A 24230-nucleotide genomic window follows, 5' to 3' on the forward strand; every position below is an offset into this window, starting at 1 on the left:
TACAAATGTAAAGTCCCTCACTTGGAAAAACATATCATTCGGCTATATAAAAGTGTACAAACAAGTAGGTCTATAAAATACACTAAACCTGGAGTGAATTAAATTGAATGAACAAGAACCTAAAAAAGTCAGAGATAGGGGGATTACAATCGGTCGTCTTCCAGTCGGAATGAAAAATTGTATAACGGATGTGAAGGGTGTGAAAGTAGGTCATATAACGCTGGATAATCCATTGCAGGGAGAAGAATACGCTGCTACAGGCGTGACGGCTATTATACCCCATGGCGATAATCTATTTAGGAATAAAGTAGTGGGCGCGAGCTATGTATTGAACGGTTTCGGGAAAACAACAGGACTTGTCCAGGTAGACGAATTAGGTCTGATTGAGTCTCCGATTATGCTGACCAATACGTTTGGCGTTCCCGCAGTTTCGCAAGGGACATTACAGTATATGATAGAAGAAAACCCTGAGGTTGGAGATACGACCGGGACAATTAATCTGGTTGTCGGGGAATGCAATGACAGCAGGCTGAACTCGATCCGCGAGCTATCGGTTCAGCCAAGTCACGCTGTTGCTTCTATTAAAGGCGCTTCCACTGATGCATCCCTGGAAGGGGCGGTTGGAGCAGGAAAAGGCATGATATGTTTTGGCTATAAAGGTGGAATTGGTTCTTCATCACGAATCGTCAATGACGGAGAAGGTGGGAAGACCTATACGGTCGGCTGCTTAGTCCTTAGTAACTTTGGTAGAAAAGAGGATTTTCAACATGAAAAATATAAACTGGATGACAACCGGGAAGTGCCTACGTATCCCAAACCGGCTGACGGATCCATCATGATCGTCTTGGCTACAGATGCGCCGCTCGACAGCAGGCAGCTGCGCCGGGTAGCGAAAAGATGCGGAATCGGACTGGGAAGAACGGGCAGCCATTTCAGCAATGGCAGTGGTGACATAGTAATCGCTTTTTCGACAGCGCACAAGGTTCCGCATTTTACTACGAATACTGTCGAAACAAGGCGGCAATTGAGGGAGGATCACCCAGTCATGAATGACCTATTCCTTGGTGCGGCTGAAGTTACAGAAGAAGCGATATTGAATTCTTTATCGCAGGCAGTAGACACTACAGGGCGGATGGGGACTACCGTTTATGCTTATCCGTTTGGCTGAATGATGATAGTTTGAAAGTGGCTTAAAATTTTCCACCATTAGAATTGTGTCAGAATTGACTCGGTGACTGTCACCCAGTCAATTCTTCTTTTGTTAAAGTATTTTGATTTTTTAGTTATTAATGTTTACAAAATAATGCCAATGCAATAGAATTGGAGATAATGAATCATGTTGAAACGCTCAAACGTTCATCACGCATGATCTACTAAAAAACACTTTATGAAAAACAATACTGCCTAATCTGTTGATATCCTTGTTGGATCCCTCACCGCAGATAAAAGCCAGTTTAATTCGACTTACAGCTATACTGTAGTCTATTTGAACTGGCTTTTAAATTTGTCCGGATCACTAAAAGTTTCCTCAACAGTGTAACGAAAAAAAGATATAAATTTAATAATCATAATAATCTACCTTGACTAAAATTAATCAGAACTTGTATGCTAAGATGAGTTCTAAATGGAAGGAATAATTATCCTTGTTTATCGAAAAAAGGAATAATTGCTACTGGATTTAATTAGACAATTACATGTATATGAGTAAAGGAGGTTGAATATCAATTTCATAACATCATGTGAGGAGCCAATTATTAACTAACATGCTAGAAAACTAGGGGGAATCTAATAATGAAAAGATCAATATCTTTCTTAAGCTTGGCAATGGCATTTGTTTTTTTACTTTCCGCTTGTAATGCTGAAAATGCCGTTGAAAGTGAAAGTGTCGGTAATGATGATAGTCTCGGTGGTGATGATTATGCCAAGGCATTGGATGGCGAATTCATCACGGTTCTTACGGGTGGTTCTTCCGGTGTTTACTTTCCGTTAGGAGGAACAATGGCGAAAATCTATCAAGATATGGGCGCTAAAGCAAACAGTCAATCTACGGCTGCATCGGCGGCTAATGCTACAACGCTCAATCAAGGCAAAGCAGAAATCGGTTTTTCTATGGGGGATGCGGCATCAGATGCTTATGAGGGAATAGATAGCTTTGAAAAACAAGGCGCGCAGGAAAATCTACGTTCCATTGCATCGCTTTATACGAATTATCTTCAAATTGTAGCAACGAAAGGTTCCGGCATTAAAACAATCGAGGATCTTAAGGGGAAAAGAGTGGCTGTCGGTGCACCTGCATCTGGAACAGAAATTAGCGCTCAGCGCGTGCTCGCTGCTTATGATATGACGTATGACGATATTAAAGCGGACTACCTATCTTTTTCTGAAGGTGTAGAAGGAATGAAGAATAATAATATTGATGCAGTCGTCATTTCTTCGGGACTTCCAAATGCCGGCGTATTGGAACTAGCTACAAGTAAGGAAATTGTTATTGTAGAAATTGATAAAGAAAAGATTTTAGAAATGCAAAAAGATTATCCAACATTCTTCCCTACCGTCGTATCTAAAGATGTGTATATCGGAATGGATGCAGATGTTCATACGGTTGGTGTAAATAATGTACTTATTACACATAAAGATGTATCCGATGAAGTAGCATACGCAATGACTAGGGCGTTGTATGATAATATTTCACAATTACAAAATAGCCATAACGCCGCTAAAGACATTGATATTAAAAAAGCTTTAGAAAATCTACCCGCACCGCTGCACCCGGGAGCCAAGAAATACTTCGATGAACAAGGGATTAAGGAATAGACGTTTATTGTGTTAAAAGGTGATGCGGATAACTATGAAAAAGCTTGTTGTTAGTATACTTCTAGTGTTGATTGCAACCGGAATCCTATTCATTCCGGTTCAATCAGGCTTTCTATTAACAGACGTAGATGGAAAGCCGTTTTATTTCATTTCGGATAAGACAAAAAGAATCATCATAGGATGGCGCCATTCCGTCGAATTAACCCCATGGGAAGAGACTTATCAAGTTTTAGATAATGGATTATTTTCGCTTGAATCTACTACGTACAAGTCATATGGGGCGGGGACTCCGGATACCGAGGGAACTGCGGAGATGCGTTCTGATGGTTTTATCCATGTAACAGGAATAAAGCGGGTCATACCCTATTACTCACTCCTTTACAGCCCTATTTCTCACTATACGATTGAGCTGTCAGGAAAAAAGTATCCATTAAGCATTTTTGTTCCTGATTATCAAATTGTACAGTTTCATTATGAGACACTTCCAATCTATAAATGGATTTCTATTAAATTTATCCATAACTGAAAATATTACTAACATCTTTCAATTAGGAGGAGGGAAATTAGATGACTACTGAACATTCAGAGGAGCAAATCGATAATCAGAAGATAATGGAGAAGTTTGATACGGAGTCACGCTATAGAAATTTGACTGTTCCATGGATGATCCGCGTTGTTACACTTCTATCGGTCGGGCTGGCACTTTTTCACCTTGTTACTTCTTTTACCGGACCACTTGTTACATTGCAACACCGGGCACTTCACACAGGCGTGATTTTGGCGCTTGTATTTCTGTTGTATCCCTCACGAAAAAAAGCCCCTCGGCAGCGTGCAACAATCATAGATTTCATTTTGGCCGCGTTGTCCATCGCAACGATTGCCTATATTTTTATTGATTATCTAGGTATTGTCCAAAGGGCGGGTATTCCAAGTCAGACAGACAAAATATTTAGCTTTCTAGTCGTCATGTTAGTAATAGAAGGGGGGCGCCGTGTCGTCGGTAACGGACTGACCGTCATGTGCGCCCTCTTCTTATTGTATGCCTTTTTCGGTCCGCGACTTCCGACAATCATTGCCCATCGCGGATATTCAATTGAAGACATTCTGACGTATATGTATTTAACGACAGAAGGTATATATGGAACAGCTATCGGTGTATCGGCTACATATATTTTCTTATTCGTCTTATTCGGGGCATTCCTGAATCGTACAGGAATGGGCCAGTTATTTAATGATACAGCGCTCGCAATAGCCGGCCATACTTCAGGGGGACCTGCAAAAGTGGCTGTATTATCTAGTGGTTTTCTCGGGTCAATCAATGGATCAGCGATTGCAAACGTTGTAACGACAGGTGCATTCACCATTCCACTTATGAAAAAGACAGGTTACTCCAAAAACTTTGCTGGTGCTGTTGAAGCGGCGGCATCTGTCGGCGGTCAAATACTCCCTCCAGTAATGGGTGCAACAGCTTTCATAATGGCGGAAACACTTGGTATGCCATATGCCCAGATTGCACTTGCAGCACTTATACCAGGGATATTATATTACCTCGGAGTCATTATTGTTGTTCATTTACGTGCAAAAAAGCTTGGATTACGGGGTATGTCCAGGAAAGAACTTCCGAATATTAAAGCAGTCATGAAAGAGAGAGGACATTTATTAATTCCGCTTGCTATTTTGATCTATATGCTTTTTGGCGGATTCACTCCAATTTATGCCGCTGCTTGGGCAATTATTTCTACAGTTGTGATTGCAATGTTCAGGGCCACTACAAGAATGAATGTTAAAAGTATACTTCAAGCGCTTGAGGAAGGTACACGTAGCGCATTGGGAGTGGCGATGGCGTGTGCAATGGTCGGGATTATCGTTGGCGTTGCATCGCTAACTGGTTTTGGTTTAAAGATGACCTCAGCAATACTGGTCCTTGGAAATGACACACTTATTTTAACGCTATTCTTTACGATGATTGCTTCGATTATTTTGGGGATGGGACTTCCATCGATTCCGACATATATTATTACATCATCAATGGCGGCTCCTGCTCTCATGCAGTTTGGAATAGACCCTTTTATTTCACATATGTTCGTCTTTTACTTCGGCATTTTTGCTAACTTGACACCGCCGGTAGCGCTTGCTGCATTCGCTGGAGCAGGAATTGCAGGTGGCGATCCAAATCGGACAGGTTTTATTTCCCTTAAGCTTGCGGGGGCGGGGATTCTTGTTCCATATGTTTTCGTCTATGCTCCTGCGTTGCTCATGCAGGATGCTTCCGCAGGGGAAATAGCATGGATTTCCATAACGACGGCAATTGGAATCCTCGCTCTGGGTGTGGCATTTGAAGGGTATTATTTCACGAATATTAACATGGTTTTCCGCATTATCGCTGCAGTCAGTGCGGTAACATTGGTCATACCAGGTGTTTTGACGGATACGATAGGGCTATGCTTATTCCTTGGGTTAACAGCTGCCCAGGTTGTTCAAAGGAAACGAAATACCGTTTCAACAGCATAATTGTGTAAATAAATTCAGCAGCGGGGAAGTTACTATTCTTCGCTGCTTTCCTATTATGAAAGGGCGGCTGAATAACAGGAAAGGTAGAAGATAATGAAATCATTCTCGGAAAAACAAAAAAGTCATAAAATTATTCTATTTACGAATGATCACTTCAAATCGATAGGGAGCGTAACTTTAGCTGTCTTGGTCTTTGTGTTGATGCTGTTCGGTCTGCCGGATACGTTTTCCGATTCTGCGAAGCTAATGACCGCCATTGTTAGTGCCGGGGTTCTTTTATGGACGTTGGAGCCCATTCCGATGGGACTTACTGCATTAATCGTTTTACTAGTAATGCTTTTATTTAATGTTGCCGAGTCGTCTATAATCTTTAGTGGATTTGCTTCTCCTGCTACCTACCTAATTGTTGGAGGGATGATGCTTGCTGAAGCGGTAAATGAGACATCTTTGATAAAAAGGGTCACTTATAAAATACTAAGTAGATGGGGTACCCATTCCAAAGGGCTATTAGGTAGTTTGATCATTATTCAGCAAATTCAGGCCCTATTTATACCATCAACGGCCGTACGTTCCGCATTAATGTTACCGATCGCATCGATGGTCATAAAAACCGTTGATGCAAAGCCTGAAAGTAATTTGAGAAAAATGATTATGTTGGGCGTTGCTTTTGGAGGGAATATTAGTGGAACAGCAATCATGACAGCAGCGATTGGGAATATTTTAACCGTAGAGCTTCTCAATCGTATAGCTGGAATAAAAATAACGTACTTTCAATGGTTTTTGTATACATTTCCGTTATGGCTACTATTGATTCCCGCAGTATGGCTTTTATTATTGAAAATGTTTCCGTTGCCGAAAGAGCAACAATCATTTCCCATGATAAAAGCGGAAATGGAATCAAAGCTAGAAGAATTAGGCCCTGTCAATAATCGGGAGCTTCGCTGTTTAGTTATCCTTCTTTTTATTGTAGGACTATGGATAACTGAACCGTTCCACGGCATGCATCCGTGTATACCTGCTTTAATCGGGACAGTGTTGATGACTTTACCGGGGATCGGCTGCGCCAACTGGGATGCTGTTGTGAAAATTAATTACAATACTATATTGCTAATAAGCGTCACACTATCAATGGGTTACACGCTAATCGATTCAGGTGCTGCAGATACGATCAGCGAATATTTGAGTGTAGATTGGTTTTTATCGTCCATACAAAATCCATTGCTTGCTGTGATAATAACTATATTCATGGCGCAACTTTTCCACAAATTGATATCAAACGTTGCAACTGCAGTTGTCACGCTCGTTCCGATTATTTTGAGCGTGGCCTCAAATGCCAATGTAGACCCATTAGCAATTGGATTTACAGCTGGACTGACAAGCCTATACGGTTTTCTGTTAGTCGTTGAAACAATGCCGAATTTATTGGCACATAGTTCTGGAATGATCGCACAAAGAGACTTTTTAAAACCTGGTTTGTATGCGACGTTACTAACCATTATCGCAACAATCTTTATAGCGTCTACGTGGTGGAAAATAATCGGTCTGGTATAAAGTTTCGAAGAGTACGGTTTCGCTGTGCAGATGTAGAAGGGGGTGATGTATTGGACTGGAACCAGGAAATCGTTATTCAAAAACTGATTGAGGCAGTAGGAAATCCAGCGAGGGTACTAACGGAAGTCCAGGATATCTATAGCTATTCTTTCGATGCCTCATTTGGTGTCTATAAACCGGATGTTGTTTGTCAGCCCATGGCGACCGAGGAGGTTGTTGAAATCGTCAAGGTTGCGGGACAATACGCTGTACCCGTTGTCGCGCGGGGAACAGGTACAAGTTTAAGTGGTGGACCACTTCCGGTCAGGGGTGGTATTGTGCTTGACTTTACCTTATGGAATACAAAGCTTGAAATCGATCCGGATGATTTGATAGCTGTTGTATCGCCAGGCGTTATTACTTCGAAGATTAATGAGAAAGCGAATGAATTCGGACTTATGTATCCGCCAGATCCAAGTAGTGCTCATGTCTCGACGATAGGAGGAAATCTTGCGGAAAATGCCGGAGGACCGCGTGGATTGAAATATGGTGTGACGAAAGACTATGTTCTCGGTTTAGAAATAGTAACTGCAGAAGGGAAAATCATTAAAACGGGTGGTAGAACCGTGAAAAATGTTACGGGATATGACCTTAAAAACTGATTGTCGGCTCTGAAGGAACACTTTGTATAATTACCGAAGCGACGTTGCGACTCATTCCGAAACCACCTGCGACGAAGACTGCAATGGTCTTATTTGATGAATTAGTTGATTCGGGACGTGCAATTTCTAAAGTACTTCGTGCCGGTATTATACCGTCCAAGATGGAAATTATGGATAAGCATTCCTTAATAGCCGTTGAAGAGTATGCATCTCTAGGATTACCTACAGATGTAGAGGCAATTTTGCTAATTGAATTAGACGGACATCCACTTGCTATAGAAGAGGAAATGAAGCGTGTAGCGGATGCGTGTTTGGGCGCTAATGCAAGGAATGTACGAGTGGCAAAAAATGAACTGGAAGAACAGCAATTATGGCAGGCAAGAAAACTAGTTTCCCCGGCGATTGTGAAAATAAAACCGACAAAAATATCAGAAGATGCAACGGTTCCTCGCAGTAAAATACCGGAAATGTTTCAACGCCTGAAAGAAATCCGCGAAAAATATAATGTACATCTTGTCGTATTTGGGCATGCGGGAGATGGAAATCTGCATCCGAATATTATCGCGGATCAACGTGATGAAGAAGAGATGCGAAGAGTTGAACTGGCAGTGGAAGAAATTTTTGAAGCAGCTGTAATGCTTGGGGGAACACTATCCGGTGAACATGGAATCGGCCTAATGAAATCACCTTTCATGGAAATGGAGCTAGGCCCTGACGGTTTACACATGATGAAACTTATTAAATATGCATGGGATCCACAAAATATGTTAAATCCGGGAAAGATTTTTCCAGAGCCCGGGCAAAGATTCGAGTTGCGCCATGAGCAATGAAAAAAAGCTGCGAGAAAAACTGGCGTATGATGAGACATTTAGTTGCGTTCAGTGTGGATATTGTTTACCGGCATGTCCTACATATGTTTCTTTCGGGAAGGAAACGCATTCACCGCGGGGGAGAATCAATCTTGTGAAACTTGCCGCGGAAGGGAAAATCACACTTCATGATATGGCAAATCCCATAGATCTTTGTCTGGGATGTCGGGCGTGTGAAACAGTTTGCCCGACGAATGTTGAATATGGAAAAATCCTCACTTCCGCAGTGAACGCTCTTGCGGAGTATCGGGAAAAGGATAGAAGTCGCAAGGAAAAGATGCTGAGAAGTATCGTCTTTCATCATACGTTACCAAATAAGTTCGTACTGAAATTGATGGGAAAAGGACTTTATATTCTGCAGAAAACCAAAATGGATAAAGTATTGCGGAAGTCTACTATTTTGAATCACATACAGCCATCTATCGCTCGAATGGAATCGATAACACCCGAAGTTAAGCTTCCTAGAAAACGAATTAGTGAATGGTCGTCAACGAAGAGTAGGCCGCGTTTTCGAATTGGCTATTTCCCGGGGTGTGTGATGGATACATTTTTTGCAAATAGTAATGACCTTGCGATTAAACTTTTGGAAGCAGCGGGATGTGAAGTCATCACTATTAAGGAACAGGGATGTTGCGGTGCACTTCAACATCATAGCGGTGAGAAAACGAAGGCAATCGCACTTGCGCAGAAGAATATAGAAGCGTTTGAGAAACATGAATTTGATTTTATTGTGAATGCGATTGGCGGCTGCGGCGCCGCACTTGTCGAATACCATCTTCTGTTTGATGAAAAAGATCCTTGGTTCAAGCGAGCCAAAGAATTCGGGGAAAAGAACAAAGATATTAGTGTTCTCCTAGCAAAGCTAACGTTACCTTTCACGAAAAGTATTAGAAAAGTCGTGACTTATCAGCCATCGTGTCATTTAACGAATGTCCAGAAAATAGTGGATGAGCCATTGGAAATGTTGATGCGTGTGCCAGGAATTACGTATGTCCCGATGGAACAAAAAGATATGTGTTGTGGTTCGGCAGGTATTTATAACATTGTTCATCATGAAGAGTCGATGCTTGTTTTAGATAACAAAATGAAAAACGTACAGAAGGTTATACCCGAAGTGATTGTAACGACGAATCCTGGCTGTCATCTTCAGATGCTAGTTGGCGTTCAGCGCGAGGGGTTGCAGGATGAAATAAAGGTCGTTCATCTTGTAGAAATGATTGCGGAAGCATGCGAAATTCAATGAGGCGGCTATGGGGGATGCAGAATGAGAGATTATATTATTATTGGCGGGGGAATTGTTGGGCTTGCAGTCGGTATGACCATTCTTGAACGAAATCCGCTTGCTACCGTAACAATCCTTGAAAAAGAAAAGAAACTTGCAGAGCATCAAACCGGGCATAACAGTGGGGTTATCCATTCGGGGATTTATTATAAACCGGGCAGCTATAAAGCTAGGTTTGCAAAAGCCGGAAGTGAGGGAATGCGCAAGTTTTGTCAGGAAAATGGAATCGATCATGACATCTGCGGAAAAGTTATTGTTGCAACGAATGATCATGAATTGCCTCGGCTAGAAAAGTTGTATGAAAGGGCTCTTCAAAATGGTCTGGATGTCAAAAAGTTGAATAAAGAAGAGCTGCTTGAAAAAGAACCACACGTCAACGGATTAGAAGCTATCCATGTTCCGACGGCGGGAATTGTGAATTATAAGCAAGTATCTGAAAAAATGGCGGAGATCATTCGAAACAATGGCGGTGTAATTGTGACCGGTGCCGAGGTAAAATCAATCGATGAAAAGTACGACGGTGTTACGGTTGAAACGAAAAATAAAACGTACAAGGCAAAATTCCTCATCAATTGTGCAGGTCTGTACAGTGATCGAATCGCCAAAATGGCGGGCTATCTAGTCGACATGAAAATCCTGCCATTTCGTGGCGAATACTTCAAACTTAAAATAGAGAAAAGAGTACTAGTCAATAACCTGATCTATCCCGTGCCGAATCCTGATTTCCCATTTTTGGGTGTCCACTTCACAAGAATGATTGATGGTGAGGTCGATGTCGGACCGAATGCGGTGCCTGGCTTTAAAAGAGAAGCTTATAAAAAAACCTCATTTAATATGAAAGATTTTGGTGAAATGATTGCATACCCAGGCTTCTGGAAATTAGGATTAAAACACTCCAAAGAAGGTTTAGAGGAAATGGTTCGATCGTTCAGCAAAAAGAAATTCGTTGAAAACGCCCGGTTGCTTATCCCGGACATATCTGTGGATGATCTTATTCCGGCAGAAGCCGGTGTACGCGCGCAGGCACTTAAAAGCGACGGCAACCTAGTCGATGATTTCTTTATTGTAAACGGACGTACTAGTGTGCACGTTTGCAACGCACCTTCCCCAGCTGCAACCGGGGCGTTGGAAATCGGCAAAGAAGTAGTGAATAAAATCGAGCAGATCGAAGGTAGAAAGCTTGTACTCAATAGATGAGAAGTACCCGGTCGTTTGTATTCAAACAACTAATTTGCAGAAGTCAGAATAGTTTCAGAATTTACTTGGTGACTGTCACCCAGTCAATTCCCTCATAAATACGGTGTGCTCCTGTCTAGTATCCCGAATTGATAGATTAATTTGACTATAATTCTTTTCCAATTTAAACTAATATAAATGATTATCTTTGCAGAGTCATATAGTAACAGAGTTGTAGGTAATGTTAGCTCTTCGGTACCATGCAATCGTTCACATAATGAAAAGGGGGTATTTTATTGAAGAAAAAAGGGTTGTTCAGTATGTTGCTTGTTTTTCTTCTCCTGTTTGCGGCGGCTTGTAGCGCTGACAAAGAGGAAGGCGGAACTGCTACGGATGAAGGCAAGACTTCGGACGAAAACGTGACTAAAGACGAAGAAGCTTCAGGAAAGCTTGTCATTTACACGGGACGCGATGAAAGCGTTGTTGAGAAGGTCGTTGGAATGTTCAATGAAAAGTACCCTGATATCCAAGTTGAAAATTTGACGATGGGGGCACAGCAAATTCTTGAGCGTGTCCGCGGAGAGAAAGCGAATCCTCAGGCGGACTTTTGGTGGGGTGGTACACAATCCGCGATGATGGTGGCTGCGGATGAAGATCTGCTATTGCCATTCAAGCCATCATTTGACGATGCGATTGCAGCGGAATACAAAGATCCGGAAGGTCGATGGTATGGGGAAATGCTGTTGCCGGAAGTGATTATGATCAACAGCGACGTGTTGACGCCGGAGACGGGTCCGCAAGATTGGGATGATTTGTTGAAGCCGGAATGGAAAGATAAAATCGTTATCCGCGGAGTTCTAGCGTCCGGGACGATGCGTACAATTTACTCATCGATGATTTATCGCCAAGGTGCTGATACTCCTGAAAAAGGCTATGAATGGCTCAGCAAGTTGGATGCAAACACGAAAGATTATGCACAAGATCCGACGAATCTCTATTTGAAGCTGGTGCGTCAAGAAGGAACGGTATCGTTATGGAACTTGCAGGATATTCTGCTGCAAAGCAAGTTGAACAACCAGCCGTTTGACTATATTTATCCGGAAAGCGGCGCGCCGATTCTCGTAGATGCGGTCGGTATCGTCAACAATGCGAAAAACGAAGCGAATGCGAAACTATTCTATGAGTTCCTATTTGATCCGGATGTTCGTGCAGAGCTAGCGGAAGAATTGTATCAGATTCCGACACGTTCAGATATTGCCAAAGAAGATATGCCGGATTGGTATCAAGACCTTGACTTAAAGGCTCTTGATATCGATTGGGCAGTGATGGCTGAAAAAGAAGCGGAATGGATGGAGCATTGGGATTCGAATATTAAAGGAAAAGGTAAATAAGTGTAGTTGAACGATTCAGTAAGTATATGTTCTTCATCATGGAACAGTGTCTAGCTCCGGGCGCCAGATGCTCGGGTCATAAGTCGAAGCTGCTCTGCGGCATAGACTGCTGCTCCGCATCTTTGGCTTATGTCTGTCGCATCTAGGCAGGCGCCTTGCGCTTTTCATCAAGACCTCGGGTAATCAATCTCGGGGTCTTTCCTTTACATAGAGACTAAATTTCATTGGAGACTAAATTTGAACAGAAACTAAATTTGAATAGAATCTAGAATTGATTGGAAGAGGTGAGGGAATGAAGGGTGTTCGATTAAACGATATAACGAAGACATTCGGCAAAGTCCACGGCGTGAAAGATTTGAATATCGACATACAACCGGGCGAGTTTTTCACATTCCTTGGACCGAGCGGATGTGGGAAGACGACAACGCTACGTATGATTGCGGGATTTTATTACCCGACGGATGGAAAAATCTTCTTCGATGATCGGGACGTGACGAGATTGCAACCAAATAAGCGTGACATCGGTATGGTATTCCAAAACTATGCCCTTTTTCCGCATATGACGGTGAATGAAAATATTGCATTCGGCTTGGAAGTGAGAAAGTTTTCGAAAGAAGAAATCACTAGGAAAGTGGATGAAGCGAGGAGACTCGTGCGACTTGGACAGTATGGCGAGCGGAAAATCAATGAGCTCTCCGGCGGTCAGCAGCAACGGGTCGCCTTGGCCCGGGCACTCGTCATCAAACCGGATATTTTACTCTTGGATGAACCGTTATCCAACTTGGATGCGAAGCTGCGCGAGGAGACGCGGATTGAAATTAAACGTCTGCAGGCGGAGCTTGGCGTGACGACAGTTTATGTCACGCATGATCAGACTGAAGCGATGGCGATGTCCGACCGGATCATGGTGATGGAAGATGGTTATGTACAGCAAATCGGCACGCCGCAGGAGATATACAATCGCCCGGTGAACAAATTTGTTTCATCGTTCATCGGTGAATCGAATACTATAGAAATGACAATCATGTCAATCGATGGGGAAAAAGTCATCGTAAAAAATGAACACGGAGTCCTGATAACGGGACTTTTAGAAAACAGTTCTCCGCTGGCCCCTATGAATAAAGGGGAAAAAGTCCATGTGTCGATTCGTCCGGAATCCATTCATCAAGGCGAAGGGGAGAATACACTGACCGGGGAAATTACATTTGTTGAATTCACTGGACTAAGTGTTAATTACATGGTGGACATACCAGGGATTACGCTTAAAGTGATGATCATAAATACAGGCGGAAAACTGTTGGAAATCGGGGATTCGATCCAGTTGAATATTCCGGCCCGAAGCCTTTACTTTCTTGGCGAATAGGGGGTTCAGCTTATGAAGAAGCAAACAATCCAGTCGTCGCAAGATAGCTTGTGGGCACGCATTACACGGTCCCCTTCATTCATTTATGTCCTTATTTCACCATTGTTCCTTATTTTGTTCGGCTACGTCATCTATCCGTTTTACCAGACGTTCATCCAAAGTTTTGGCAGTGAAACGGGACTGAACAATTATGAACGTTTTTTCAGTTTTGAAAGTACGGCCAATCTTGAAGCGCTCTGGACGAGTGTGTACATTTCGGTCATCAGTGTCATTACGTGTGCGATTGTCGGCGTGTTAATGGCATTTTTACTTGAACGGTATGATTTTCCAGGGCGGCGTATGCTGTCCGTTCTCGTACTGGTTCCAATGGCGTTGCCGCCGCTTGTCGGCGTGTTATCGTTTACATTTTTATATGGGGAAAGCGGGATTATTCCCCGCGGTCTCCAGCATATATTCAACTTAGAGCAAGTACCATTTGCGTTGGAAGGAGTATGGGGCGTCATCGTCGTCCATACGTTCACGATGTATACGTACTTCTATTTGACCGCTTCGGCGGCAATCAAAGGGCTTGATCCTTCATTGGAGGAAGCGGCGACAAACCTTGGCGCAAGCAGACTTCGGATTTGGCGGAAGGTCATCTTGCCGATGCTGACGCCGTCGCTCGTTGCTGCAGCGCTTCTTGTGTTCATGATTTCCATGGCGTCGTACACTGCACCGCTCATTTTCGGTGTGGAGCGGACAATGACGATGCAAATTTACTTATCGCGGACGAACGGTAATCTAGATATGGCGGCAACGCAATCAACGATTTTATCGTTCGTATCGATTTCGTTTTTGATCATCATGAGATGGTACCAAAACAAGCGGAATTACCAAAACTTGAGTAAAGGGATCAGTGTTCATCGTTCGGAAGTGAAGTCGAAGGTGATGAAAGTGCTTTCTGTCATTCTCTCATTTGTCGGTGTCATCATTTTACTATTACCGATTTTGACGCTAATTCTTATTTCATTCTCAGTGGACGGCACATGGACGATTCAAGTATTGCCGCCTGAATATACGTTTGACCATTACAAAGCATTATTCACGGATGAACGGACGTGGCGACCGATTTGGAACTCGCTGCAAATGGGCTTCGTGGCAACTGTCGGGAATATCATATTCGGTGTTGCAGCGGCGTATGCGATGGTGCGGCTTAATTTCAAAGGGAAAACAGTGCTTGATATTTTAATAATGGTTCCATGGGCGCTGCCTGGGACAGTCGTTGCGGTGAATTTGATTGCAGCATTCAGTGAGGAAAATATCTTCGCTTTCAATCAAGTACTGATTGGGACATTCTGGATATTGCCTCTCGCCTATTTCATCCGCCACCTGCCGCTCGTCTTCCGTTCGACATCAGCGTCGTTAATGCAGATGGATCAATCGATTGAAGAAGCTTCGAGGAGTCTTGGCGCAGGCTGGTGGATGACGTTCCGCAAAATCGTCCTGCCGTTGACATTGACGGGGATTTTAGCGGGAACATTGCTCGCGTTCGTTCAAAGTATCGGGGAGTTTGTTGCATCGATTCTCATTTATAGTACATCGACGATGCCTTTATCAGTCGCGATTTTTCAGAAGATGTACGCATTCAAATTCGGTACGGCCTGTGCGTATGGTGTACTGCAAATCATTTTAATTCTCATCGTATTGACGATTTCGGAAAAGTTGTCGAAAGGATCCGCAGGTTCTGCGGTTTAGTTATATTGTGTGGGAATTGACTGGGTGACTGGCACCCACGCAATTCTCGCACAATAGATTTATCCCCAATCGGAAGGATGGATTGTATTATGATCAGAAACTTCAAGGACCGTATCAATGAGGCAGAGGGGGAAGAGTTCCCGTCGAAAACGTATCGGAAAATGGTTCTGCAACCAGCTTACGATGAAGCGAAAAAATACTTTTTGCATTCGATGATCCAAATCCATGCTGCTCATTTGAAGATGCTTGAAGAGCAGAGCATCGTAAGTCCGGAAGATGCGATCACGATCGGGAAGGCGATACATGCGTTGGATGTGGATTACTACAGTACGGACCATTACAATCCGCTGTTTGAAGATCTCTTTTTTCGCATTGAACACGATTTGATTGAAGAAGCGGGGGAGATTGCGGGGAATTTGCATATTGCGCGAAGCCGTAACGATATGGGAATCGCTATTTATAGAATGACATTGCGGAAAAAACTGCTTGAGTTGATGAGTGAGATGCTGGCGTTGAAAGACGCGCTGATTGCTTTTTGCGAAGAACATGTCGATACGGTCATGATCGGCTACACGCATACGCAACAAGCGCAGCCGACGACGCTGGCCCACTATTTGAAAGCTGTCGTTGATCAATTAGGCAGGGACTTCAAACGTGTCCAATCGGCGTTTGCAACAGTGAATCGTAGCAGTATGGGAGCTGCAGCGCTTACAACGACGGGTTTTGACATCAGCCGCGAGCGGATGAAAGATCTGCTGGCGTTTGACGATATTATCGAAAACTCGTGGGATGCGGTGGCAGGCGCGGATTATATTACGGAATCGGCAACTGCAATTCAGCTTGCAGCGTTGAATTTGGGACGCACTGTTCAAGACTTTCTGACATGGGCGACACAGGAGTTCAACGTTTTCACATTGGCGAATCCGTACGTGCAGATCAGTTCGATCATGCCGCAAAAACGCAATCCCGTTTCGATTGAACATATGCGATCCTTGTTGTCGGCGGTCGTCGGCGATACGAATACGGTGTTGACGATGGTACACAACACACCATTCGGGGATATCGTTGATACTGAAGATGATATGCAACCATTTCTGTGGAAATCAATCGATCGGCTCATCGGGATTTATCAATTGTTCGGCAGCGTTGTTTTGACGATGAAAGTGAATAAGAAAAAGTTGCTCGAACGGGCGGAGAACAGTTTTGCCAACGTGACTGAACTCGCTGATACGCTCGTCCGTTCAGAGGGGATTTCGTTCAGACAATCCCATCATATCGTCAGCAATTGCGTGAATGCTTTGTTGGGGGCGGCCGAAGATTCGCTGTTGGGTTTAACGTGGCAGCTTGCGAATGACCAAGCGATGCTCGTCTTAAATAAAGGGCTGACAATTTCCGAAGAGGATTTTTACGCCACTTTACGTCCCAAACATTTCATTGATATACGGACAATATATGGGGGACCTTCAGCTGTAACGATGAAGACTTCACTCGAGAAATCCAAAGAGTTTGCGAAAGATGCGATGCAATGGCTAAATGAAAAAGAACGTGCCATTTTAGATGCTGAAGTTCAGTTGGAAACATTTAAAACTAACTGGAGTGGTGCATGATGGATGAAGTGATTCTCGCAATAGATGGCGGAGCGACAAAAACAGCTATGACTGTGCAAAAACGTAATGGGGTTGTACTTTTTGACGGTAAAGGAGAAGGCTCCAATTTCCAGACTGTAGGTGCAGATAAAGTAAAGGAAGTCCTTGGTTCATTATTAGCGGAGGTACGAAAGGTTCTTCCTAAAATGAAAGTGGAAATCGCAGTTTTCGCACTCGCCGGTATCGATTCGAAACAAGACGAACTGGTTGTTCGGGGGATTGTAGAAGAAGTGAGTCGTTTACATGGACTGCAGGCAAGCAAGCTGATTATCGAAAATGATGCGGAAGCAACAATGCTTGGGGCGACAGGTGGAAAACCTGGTGCCCTCCTCATTTCAGGGACAGGCTCGATTGCGTATGCCCATGATGCAAAAGGGAAAATTGTACGATCGGGCGGCTGGGGCCACAGGGCAGGGGACGAAGGAAGCGGCTACTGGCTTGGCCGCGAAGTGCTGCGTGCTATATTCCGCATGGAAGATGGAAGAGGTCCGGAGACGACGTTGAAGCGGGAAGTATTGCAAGAGTTAGAGCTGGATTCCGTTCAAGCCTTGGCGGGCTGGCTTTTCGCTTCGACGTATTCAGTGGATAATGTTGCAAGTCTTTCGCGTGTCCTCAGTACTTGCGCAGAAAAAGGCGACGGTGTAGCGATAGGCATCATGGAAGAAGCAGCGGACGAGCTGGCGTTATTGGTTGGGGCAGTGTTGCGCAAATGTGAACTGGAAAACGTGGAAAGTGATATCTATTTGAACGGCGGGGCACTGATCAACTCCGAAATGCTCGTCAATGGACTTAGAAATCATGTAAAAACGGAATTCCCCTTATGTCAGCTAATCACCTCAACAAAATCCCCGATTGAATCTATCGTGGCGCGGGGATGGTTGGAATTGTCTGGGTGACAGTCACCCAGACAACTTCAACACAAACACAACAAACATGAAAGTTTGAACAACTTGAACAATTTTTCTTGGACTGTTTTTAATAGAGACATAACATCAGACATCAATCTGCTAGGTAGAATGATGTCTTTTTACTATAGTGAAATTATTAACGTAGTCCTTTCAACTGACTACCTTCTATCTAAATAGTTAGTTTCGAAAAAAGTTATAGATAATAAATGATAATAGTTCGTTTAAAGAGTATAGTGAACGGGTAGAGTCTACTGTAAGGTGAATCATGCGCTCCACGTCCGCGGTGATGTCGGTAGCAGTTGAATTCATCTTATATTTACGTTAATTAGTACTGCTAATTCCGGTTTGTCTCTATCATTCTAGCAAACAATTATACCCATAATTTGGACTATGATAGAATATATCTAACATGCTAAGATAGAGAGGCAACAAAAGGTACATAAGCAGTACCGCAACATTCAAGAGAGAATGAAATGAAGAATTTTACATTATGCATTCATTTCTATCTATTTAAGAGGAGGAAATTATTTTATGTCTAGTAATCAATCATCGAAGTATACGAAGTTTATAGTAGGAGCTGCATCCGCTGCACTCGTAGCATCTGCGGTAGCGCCGGTAGCAAGCGCAAAAGATTTCAATGATACAAAAGGAAACACACACGAACCAGCAATCGACGCACTATCTGATGCAGGTGTTATCACTGGCTACCCGGACGGTTCATTCTTGCCGAACAAAACGTTGACTCGCTCAGACGTTGTTAAATTGATGGGTAAATGGCTTGTATCTGAAGGATATAAAGTTCCGGAAAACTATAAAACTGAGATGCGTTTCGCTGATTTGAAACCAACATCAAATGATGAGCTATTGCAATATGCTGCAGTCGTTAAAGACAATGGCGTATTCAACGGCAGTAACGGAAATCTTTTGGCTGGCGACAACATCACTCGTGAAAACATGGCAGTCGTTCTTGTTCGTGCATTCGACAAAGTAAATGATTTCGACCTAGTATCATATGTAAAAGAACAAGATTTCAAGAAAGACGTTATCGATCTAGCGAAAGCGAAATCGGAAGCACGTCCGGCTATCGACGTTCTAGATTACTTCGATATCACGAACCCAGCTGCACCAGCTTTCAACCCTAAAAACACAACAACTCGTGGACATTTCGCTACGTTCCTTCACAAATCAATCAAAACAGACTTCTCTGAAGTTAAAGAAGCACCTGTAGATGAAAACCAAGTTGCAGTAGACGCAGCGGCTGAACAAGTTAAAGCTGGCGCAGTAACTGTTGCACGCGGAAACTATGCAACTGACGCTAACAAACTAGCAGCAGTAGAAGCATATGTTACTTCACTAGTAACTGAAAAAGACGTAGTAGCAAAAGTAGCTGCAGGCAAAACTGCTGGCGAATATGATGTGACACTTACTAAAGGTGAAGCAAAAGCTGAGAAAACAATCGCTGTAACATTCGATTTCGCGGCAGACGATCGCTTTGTTACTGAAGTGAATGCATTGAACGGTACACAAGTTGAAGTTAAATTCAGCGCAGCTGTAGATAAAGCTTCTGTTTTCAATACAGATGGTACACTTAAATCAAGTGTGGTTTCGCTAACTTCTTTAGATAAAGTAAACGCTGGATCACTTAAAGGTGAACTTAGCGCAGATGGAAAAACTCTAAAAGTTACATCGGAAAACGCTCTTTCAAAACGCTATGACGTTGTCATTGATGGATTGAAATCAGTAACTGGTGCAGCTTTCGACAAGTATGAAAAAACAATTACAATTGAAGCTGACAAAACGGCTCCTACTATTACTGGAACGGAAAGAATTTCTGCGTCAGCAGTAAAAGTAACTTTCTCAGAGCCATTAAGCACTCTCGGAACTGTTTCTTACAAACTAGCTGATGGTACAAAAATAGTTGCTGACGGAAACGGTATTTCTAATACATTCTCTGCAGGAGATTCTGAAGTGATTTTCACTATCGGTAGCGACGTTGCAGCAAATAAAGAAGTAATTGCTACATTTATCGGAGCTAAAGACCAAATCGGTAACTTGATGACTCCAAACCCTGCAACCGCATCATTCACGAAAGGTGCTGCCGATGGAGTGGCTCCGACAGTATCATCCATTACTCAGACAGGCACTAAGACGTTTGCAGTTAAATTTTCTGAGGCACTTCTTGGAAAACCGGTAATTTCTATCAACGGTACACAAGTATCCGCTGATAGTGTAGTAAAAGACACTACTGATGCTACTAACTATATTGTTACTACGGAAAATGTACTCGATGGAGCTAATACTGTAAAAGTTTCTGCATTTAAAGATTTAAGCGGAGAAGCAGGAGCTGATCTCAGTAAAGTTGTAACATTTGTTAAAGATGTAAACGCTCCTACAGTAGTTTCAAGCACTGTAGTAACAGATGCTGCGGATGCTAAAGAATACTTGGAAATCACATTTGACAAAAATGTTTTAGTTACTGATGCTTCTAAAGTGAGTGCTAGTGGCTCATATGTGAATAATCATGTGACACATGATTTCACTGGTGCAGAAACTGCTGTTGTATACAAAGAAGCTAACAACAAAAAAGTTGTTCGCGTTTCCCTTGCTGCTTTGCTTTCAGAAACAGCTAATTCTAAAGGCGTAAAAGGTGCAGCATATAAGCTTGACCTCACGTTTACAAATGTGAATAGTGAAGCCGGAGAAAATGCAAATGCAGTCAAATCGGTGTCATTCACTCGTGGCGAAGATGGTACAACGGCTTCTGATGCTAAAATCAGTCTTGCAAAAACTGACGGCATAAAACAATCTGCTGATAATAACATAGTTGAAGTAACTTTCGATAAGACTGTAGATGCAGCAACAGCAACTAATGCTGCAAACTATAAAATTGATGGTGCTATAGTAGAATCAGCTACTGTTAAATCAGGTGATCTTAAAAAAGTAACCCTTAAATTGAAAGCTGATTCCAATACATTTACAGGCGAACGTAGCGTCGTTATTGAAAATGTAAAAGCAAAAGACTCCTCCGTAGCAATGGACAAATTTGAAGGAACAGTTTCACTTAATGAAAACGTAGCACCAACAGTTAAAAATGCAAAATTAACTGCAACTAACAAAATCACGCTTACATTCTCGGAAAATGTAACAAATGCTGCGACTGCAACTGGTGATTTTGAATTATTAGTAGGTGGAAAGACTGTTGCTACGACAGTAACAACTGCTAAAGAGGTAAATGGATCTACAACACTTGTATTAACATTAAACAAAGCTGTATCTGCTGACGATCTTGCTAAAGGGTTATCTCTACAGGCAGCTACTGGCACGATTAATGTTGTAGACGAAGTTAATAACTTAGTTAGACTTTCGTCACCGGTTATTGTTGAACAATAAAATTTGTACAAGTTTTTTAGGAAATCAAACAAATATTTTAAATTATACATGGATTGTTTAATTGCATAACAAACAAAAAGCGGAACAAGCTCACACCAGAGCTAGTTCCGCTTTTTCTATTCTATCTTTTTACTTCTCCGCACTCTCAGCCTCTCCAAACTCCAACTCTAGTTCTTTCATATACTCTTCCATGCTGATTGCGTTTTTAATAACGTCTGCAGGAATAGTAATTTCATTTACTTTATTGAAGTTGCTGAATGTGCCGGCGATTGTTTGTTTGATGGAGATTGTATCTTCATCCACGCCCATTGTCATATGTGTAGTTCCTTTTGTATCTAGTGGGAACAACGTTTTTTTGTCGATTGTCGTGACAACGTAGTATTCTTCGATGTTGATTGCAAGGTCATCAAAAATGTTTTCAATTCCTTCTTCTTCAGTCGCTTCATCAGTCGCGTCTTCTTCAACTGCATCTTCTTCAGTCGCTTCATCAGTCGCGTCTTCTTCAACTGCATCTTCTTCAGTCGCGTCTTCTGCAACGTCTACAGCTACTTCCTCCGCCTCTATAGCCGCATCCTCATTTTCAGATACAATTGAATCGTCTACCGTGCTGCCGCCAGTTAATTCAGCGGGTAGAAGACCTGTCAGTAGGGACATCGCTTCTTCCATCATTTCACCAAATTCTTCGTTTGTCAGCGTTTGCGTCATTACGTAGACATCGTCATATTCAAAGATGTGTACGCCTTTCGTGAATTTCTTCGTCAATTCCAACTGCGCCAGTGGGTCTGCTTGTGCGACGGATGCCTGCAACAATCCATCTGTTAAAGCGTCGTCGAACTTAACCCATTTGTCGCCGATTTTTTGGAAATAACCATCTTTCGTGAAGTATGTTTCGGAAACATCCTCCATCTCTTCACCTTCAAGATTCATTGTCATCTTTGAAAGCATGTACATAGCAATCGGATCCTGGATCACGTTCATTTCGATATCCATAAGCATATCGATTGCTTCTGCTTCAAGTGATGATTCCATTTTTTGATCCAGTGTCATTTTTGAAGAATAGCTTGTCAGTTCCGCTGCCAGCATTTTCTCGAAAAATGCATCGACATCTTGTACACGGTTTGTCGTAATGTTTACCGTTTTTTGATCCTCTGAAACTTCCACTTTAAAACCTTCTAGTTGAGATAAAAACTCACCAGAAACATAGTTTCCTGCATTTTTCAAAGTAAGCGGGAATTCAGTGTCCGCTTTTTTGCCGTTCACTGCAATTGAATGTGCCGCCGCATTGAAATCGACTGTTAAATGCGTATTTGTCACATTCACTTTACCTGATTTGTCTTTCGAAACTTTATAGCCCGCTTCAGTAAACAAATCTTCCACTGGAATCAAAACCTGATCCTGTGACATGAACGGTTGCTCGTACCCTTTAACTTCGACGCCATCCACTATGAATTTCATTGCGGATGATTGGGCGGAAACTAATCCGTGTGGCAGCGCGAACGATAGTGCAAAAACGAACGCCAATGCCCATGTAGCCATTTTCTTCATTACTGTAAAACCCCCATAAACGTATTGGTAAAATTTACTTACTAGATTGTAAGTATACTACAAATACGATTGTATTCTGAAAAGGTTTCGTTTATTACGTAAATAATTTGAAAATGTTGACATTTAATCTATTTAAATAGTTTGACAACCTTTTAGAGGGGTACATGTAAATAAAGGAATCTAGTAATACTTTCTTAGCTATTTCGAGGAAGGTGGTGAACCGATTGAAAAGAATATTCATAGTTTGTATGCTTTGCTTTTCTCTATTGCTCGTCTCACCAGCTTTTGTTCACGGTGAAGGAGAGGAATTGCCGAAGAAAAACGCCAATGGGTTGTTGTTTGACACGTTGCAAAACGTTGGCGAGGGTGTGAAAAGTACAACACAGTCTATTGAAACGGCAGTTGAGGAAACTGTAACGAACACGGTTACTAGTACAGACCAGGTCGTAACTAGCATTGTCGGGTCAGTGAAAAATGATGCCGGCCATGCAATACTTGAGAATGCGACTGAAACAATTATAAAAACTGTGGAACATACCACAACTGAAGTGACGAGTACGATAGACTCGGTCGTCAATGAATTGCCGGTTGTTTCCGTTGTCGATGAAGTAAAAGCAATAGGGAAGCAAACGACGACTGAAGTGGTGAACACGATCGATAAGACGGTGGATCCAATTGTGGATAAATTGCCGCCCGTACCTGTCGTCACTCCACTTGTTAAAGAGACGATTTCTGCAGTTCGGCTGGATTCTGTCCTAGCCGGGGAAAGTAAATCACAAGAACCAGTTGTCGAGACGGTAGAAACTAATACTGTACAAATCAACACAGGCAACGAAAACTCATACTTAGAAGAAGAATCCGCAATCGTGGCAGTTCCAGCAGTGGAAATTGCCGATTCAGTTAATAAAATGGAATCTGTAACAGAAAAAATGGAAGGTATCCTGGACAAGCCAGTAATAATTCCTGATGACACTCGAGTTTCTGTGGCAGAATCTATTTTACAAGAACTTCCCGATTCAGATAGTAACAAAATCATAGCACCACAACAAAAAAGTGGTACTAGTGGTGACTCTTCTAACTTCACAACAGGCATGTCGATAGGGGAAGAGAACCGAAAGACTACTCCACCGTTTAATTCCGAAAAGAACTTGAACCATCTTTCAGTTTCTGCTATAACAACGTTTACATCTTCAACTGCATCTCTTCCATTACTAATAAGCGGCCACAATGATTTAAGTTTTGGAGTAGTTGTTGATGTGTTTTCCCTCATTACCTCTAATGGCAGGCAATGGATGCCGCCCGATGAAAAAGCGATGATTCAATGGATTCATGCTCCTCCGGGGCAACCGCCAAAACAAACTCCTTTTTTTAATGTGAATCAAACATTATAAAAAAGGAGAGGGATATTA

At 42.6% G+C, this 24230-nt stretch carries 15 protein-coding genes and 1 pseudogene; 15 read left to right on the forward strand and 1 reads right to left on the reverse strand.

The genetic code is table 11. From position 1 onward, the window contains the following. The first annotated feature begins 169 nt into the window (after positions 1–169). The 14 genes and pseudogenes from HDC33_RS02885 (at position 170) to HDC33_RS02950 (ending at position 21276) form a co-directional block, all read left to right on the forward strand. Positions 170–1168 (forward strand): P1 family peptidase, encoded by a 999-nt coding sequence (locus tag HDC33_RS02885; protein ID WP_179392600.1) that lies wholly within the window; start codon positions 170–172, stop codon positions 1166–1168. A gap of 623 nt (positions 1169–1791) precedes the next feature. Continuing rightward, the gene (locus HDC33_RS02890; protein WP_179391019.1) at positions 1792–2814 is read left to right on the forward strand and encodes a TAXI family TRAP transporter solute-binding subunit; all 1023 of its coding nucleotides are present in this window, start codon (positions 1792–1794) and stop codon (positions 2812–2814) included. Between the two features lie 34 nt (positions 2815–2848). Further along, complete coding sequence (locus HDC33_RS02895) at positions 2849–3340, forward strand: DUF1850 domain-containing protein (RefSeq protein ID WP_179391020.1); 492 nt, start codon at positions 2849–2851, stop codon at positions 3338–3340. Positions 3341–3381: 41 nt separating this feature from the next. Then, positions 3382–5325 (forward strand): TRAP transporter permease, encoded by a 1944-nt coding sequence (locus tag HDC33_RS02900; RefSeq protein WP_179391021.1) that lies wholly within the window; start codon positions 3382–3384, stop codon positions 5323–5325. A 93-nt stretch (positions 5326–5418) separates the two neighbouring features. Then, positions 5419–6876, forward strand: a complete 1458-nt coding sequence (locus tag HDC33_RS02905) for an SLC13 family permease (RefSeq protein ID WP_179391022.1) — start codon at positions 5419–5421, stop codon at positions 6874–6876. 68 nt (positions 6877–6944) lie between these two features. Next, positions 6945–8347, forward strand: a pseudogene (locus tag HDC33_RS02910) (FAD-binding oxidoreductase). Then, positions 8337–9629 (forward strand): (Fe-S)-binding protein, encoded by a 1293-nt coding sequence (locus HDC33_RS02915; RefSeq protein ID WP_179391023.1) that lies wholly within the window; start codon positions 8337–8339, stop codon positions 9627–9629. Before HDC33_RS02910 ends, HDC33_RS02915 begins: the two are co-directional and overlap by 11 nt. Positions 9630–9650: 21 nt before the next feature. Next, entirely contained in the window at positions 9651–10865 is a 1215-nt protein-coding gene (gene lhgO, locus HDC33_RS02920) for an L-2-hydroxyglutarate oxidase (RefSeq protein WP_179391024.1), read from the forward strand. Between the two features lie 299 nt (positions 10866–11164). Next, entirely contained in the window at positions 11165–12235 is a 1071-nt protein-coding gene (locus tag HDC33_RS02925; RefSeq protein ID WP_179392601.1) for an extracellular solute-binding protein, read from the forward strand. 292 nt (positions 12236–12527) lie between these two features. Beyond that, positions 12528–13598, forward strand: a complete 1071-nt coding sequence (locus HDC33_RS02930; RefSeq protein ID WP_179391025.1) for an ABC transporter ATP-binding protein — start codon at positions 12528–12530, stop codon at positions 13596–13598. A gap of 12 nt (positions 13599–13610) precedes the next feature. Beyond that, positions 13611–15332: an ABC transporter permease gene (locus HDC33_RS02935; protein ID WP_179391026.1), complete on the forward strand. Its 1722-nt coding sequence runs from the start codon at positions 13611–13613 to the stop codon at positions 15330–15332. 89 nt (positions 15333–15421) lie between these two features. After that, positions 15422–16939: an argininosuccinate lyase gene (gene argH, locus HDC33_RS02940; protein WP_179391027.1), complete on the forward strand. Its 1518-nt coding sequence runs from the start codon at positions 15422–15424 to the stop codon at positions 16937–16939. Further along, a complete protein-coding gene (locus HDC33_RS02945) occupies positions 16939–17874 on the forward strand; it encodes an N-acetylglucosamine kinase (protein WP_179391028.1) in 936 nt (311 codons plus the stop codon). The genes argH and HDC33_RS02945 overlap by 1 nt, the downstream gene beginning before the upstream one ends. A gap of 543 nt (positions 17875–18417) precedes the next feature. Further along, positions 18418–21276 (forward strand): S-layer homology domain-containing protein, encoded by a 2859-nt coding sequence (locus HDC33_RS02950; protein ID WP_179391029.1) that lies wholly within the window; start codon positions 18418–18420, stop codon positions 21274–21276. A 129-nt stretch (positions 21277–21405) separates the two neighbouring features. Here HDC33_RS02950 and HDC33_RS02955 read toward each other — a convergent pair whose 3' ends face one another. Next, positions 21406–22821 carry a DUF6612 family protein gene (locus HDC33_RS02955; protein ID WP_179391030.1) on the reverse strand — a complete coding sequence of 472 codons (1416 nt, stop codon included), beginning with the start codon at positions 22819–22821 and terminating at the stop codon, positions 21406–21408. 224 nt (positions 22822–23045) lie between these two features. On the opposite strand from HDC33_RS02955, the gene HDC33_RS02960 reads away from it, so the two are divergent. After that, positions 23046–24212, forward strand: a complete 1167-nt coding sequence (locus HDC33_RS02960; RefSeq protein WP_179391031.1) for a hypothetical protein — start codon at positions 23046–23048, stop codon at positions 24210–24212. Positions 24213–24230: the final 18 nt, after the last annotated feature.

This window comes from Sporosarcina sp. JAI121 (genome assembly GCF_013408665.1).
Lineage (GTDB): Bacteria > Bacillota > Bacilli > Bacillales_A > Planococcaceae > Sporosarcina.

What these genes read in the sequence shown, in the direction of transcription:
- HDC33_RS02925 (WP_179392601.1), top strand. Translation starts at nt 11,165, where the DNA reads ATGTTGCTTGTTTTTCTTCTCCTGTTTGCGGCGGCTTGTAGCGCTGAC.
- HDC33_RS02890 (WP_179391019.1), top strand. Translation starts at nt 1,792, where the DNA reads ATGAAAAGATCAATATCTTTCTTAAGCTTGGCAATGGCATTTGTTTTT.
- HDC33_RS02935 (WP_179391026.1), top strand. Translation starts at nt 13,611, where the DNA reads ATGAAGAAGCAAACAATCCAGTCGTCGCAAGATAGCTTGTGGGCACGC.
- HDC33_RS02930 (WP_179391025.1), top strand. Translation starts at nt 12,528, where the DNA reads ATGAAGGGTGTTCGATTAAACGATATAACGAAGACATTCGGCAAAGTC.
- argH (WP_179391027.1), top strand. Translation starts at nt 15,422, where the DNA reads ATGATCAGAAACTTCAAGGACCGTATCAATGAGGCAGAGGGGGAAGAG.
- HDC33_RS02945 (WP_179391028.1), top strand. Translation starts at nt 16,939, where the DNA reads ATGGATGAAGTGATTCTCGCAATAGATGGCGGAGCGACAAAAACAGCT.
- HDC33_RS02950 (WP_179391029.1), top strand. Translation starts at nt 18,418, where the DNA reads ATGTCTAGTAATCAATCATCGAAGTATACGAAGTTTATAGTAGGAGCT.
- HDC33_RS02900 (WP_179391021.1), top strand. Translation starts at nt 3,382, where the DNA reads ATGACTACTGAACATTCAGAGGAGCAAATCGATAATCAGAAGATAATG.
- HDC33_RS02955 (WP_179391030.1), bottom strand. Translation starts at nt 22,821, where the DNA reads ATGAAGAAAATGGCTACATGGGCATTGGCGTTCGTTTTTGCACTATCG.
- HDC33_RS02895 (WP_179391020.1), top strand. Translation starts at nt 2,849, where the DNA reads ATGAAAAAGCTTGTTGTTAGTATACTTCTAGTGTTGATTGCAACCGGA.
- HDC33_RS02905 (WP_179391022.1), top strand. Translation starts at nt 5,419, where the DNA reads ATGAAATCATTCTCGGAAAAACAAAAAAGTCATAAAATTATTCTATTT.
- lhgO (WP_179391024.1), top strand. Translation starts at nt 9,651, where the DNA reads ATGAGAGATTATATTATTATTGGCGGGGGAATTGTTGGGCTTGCAGTC.
- HDC33_RS02915 (WP_179391023.1), top strand. Translation starts at nt 8,337, where the DNA reads ATGAGCAATGAAAAAAAGCTGCGAGAAAAACTGGCGTATGATGAGACA.
- HDC33_RS02885 (WP_179392600.1), top strand. Translation starts at nt 170, where the DNA reads ATGAAAAATTGTATAACGGATGTGAAGGGTGTGAAAGTAGGTCATATA.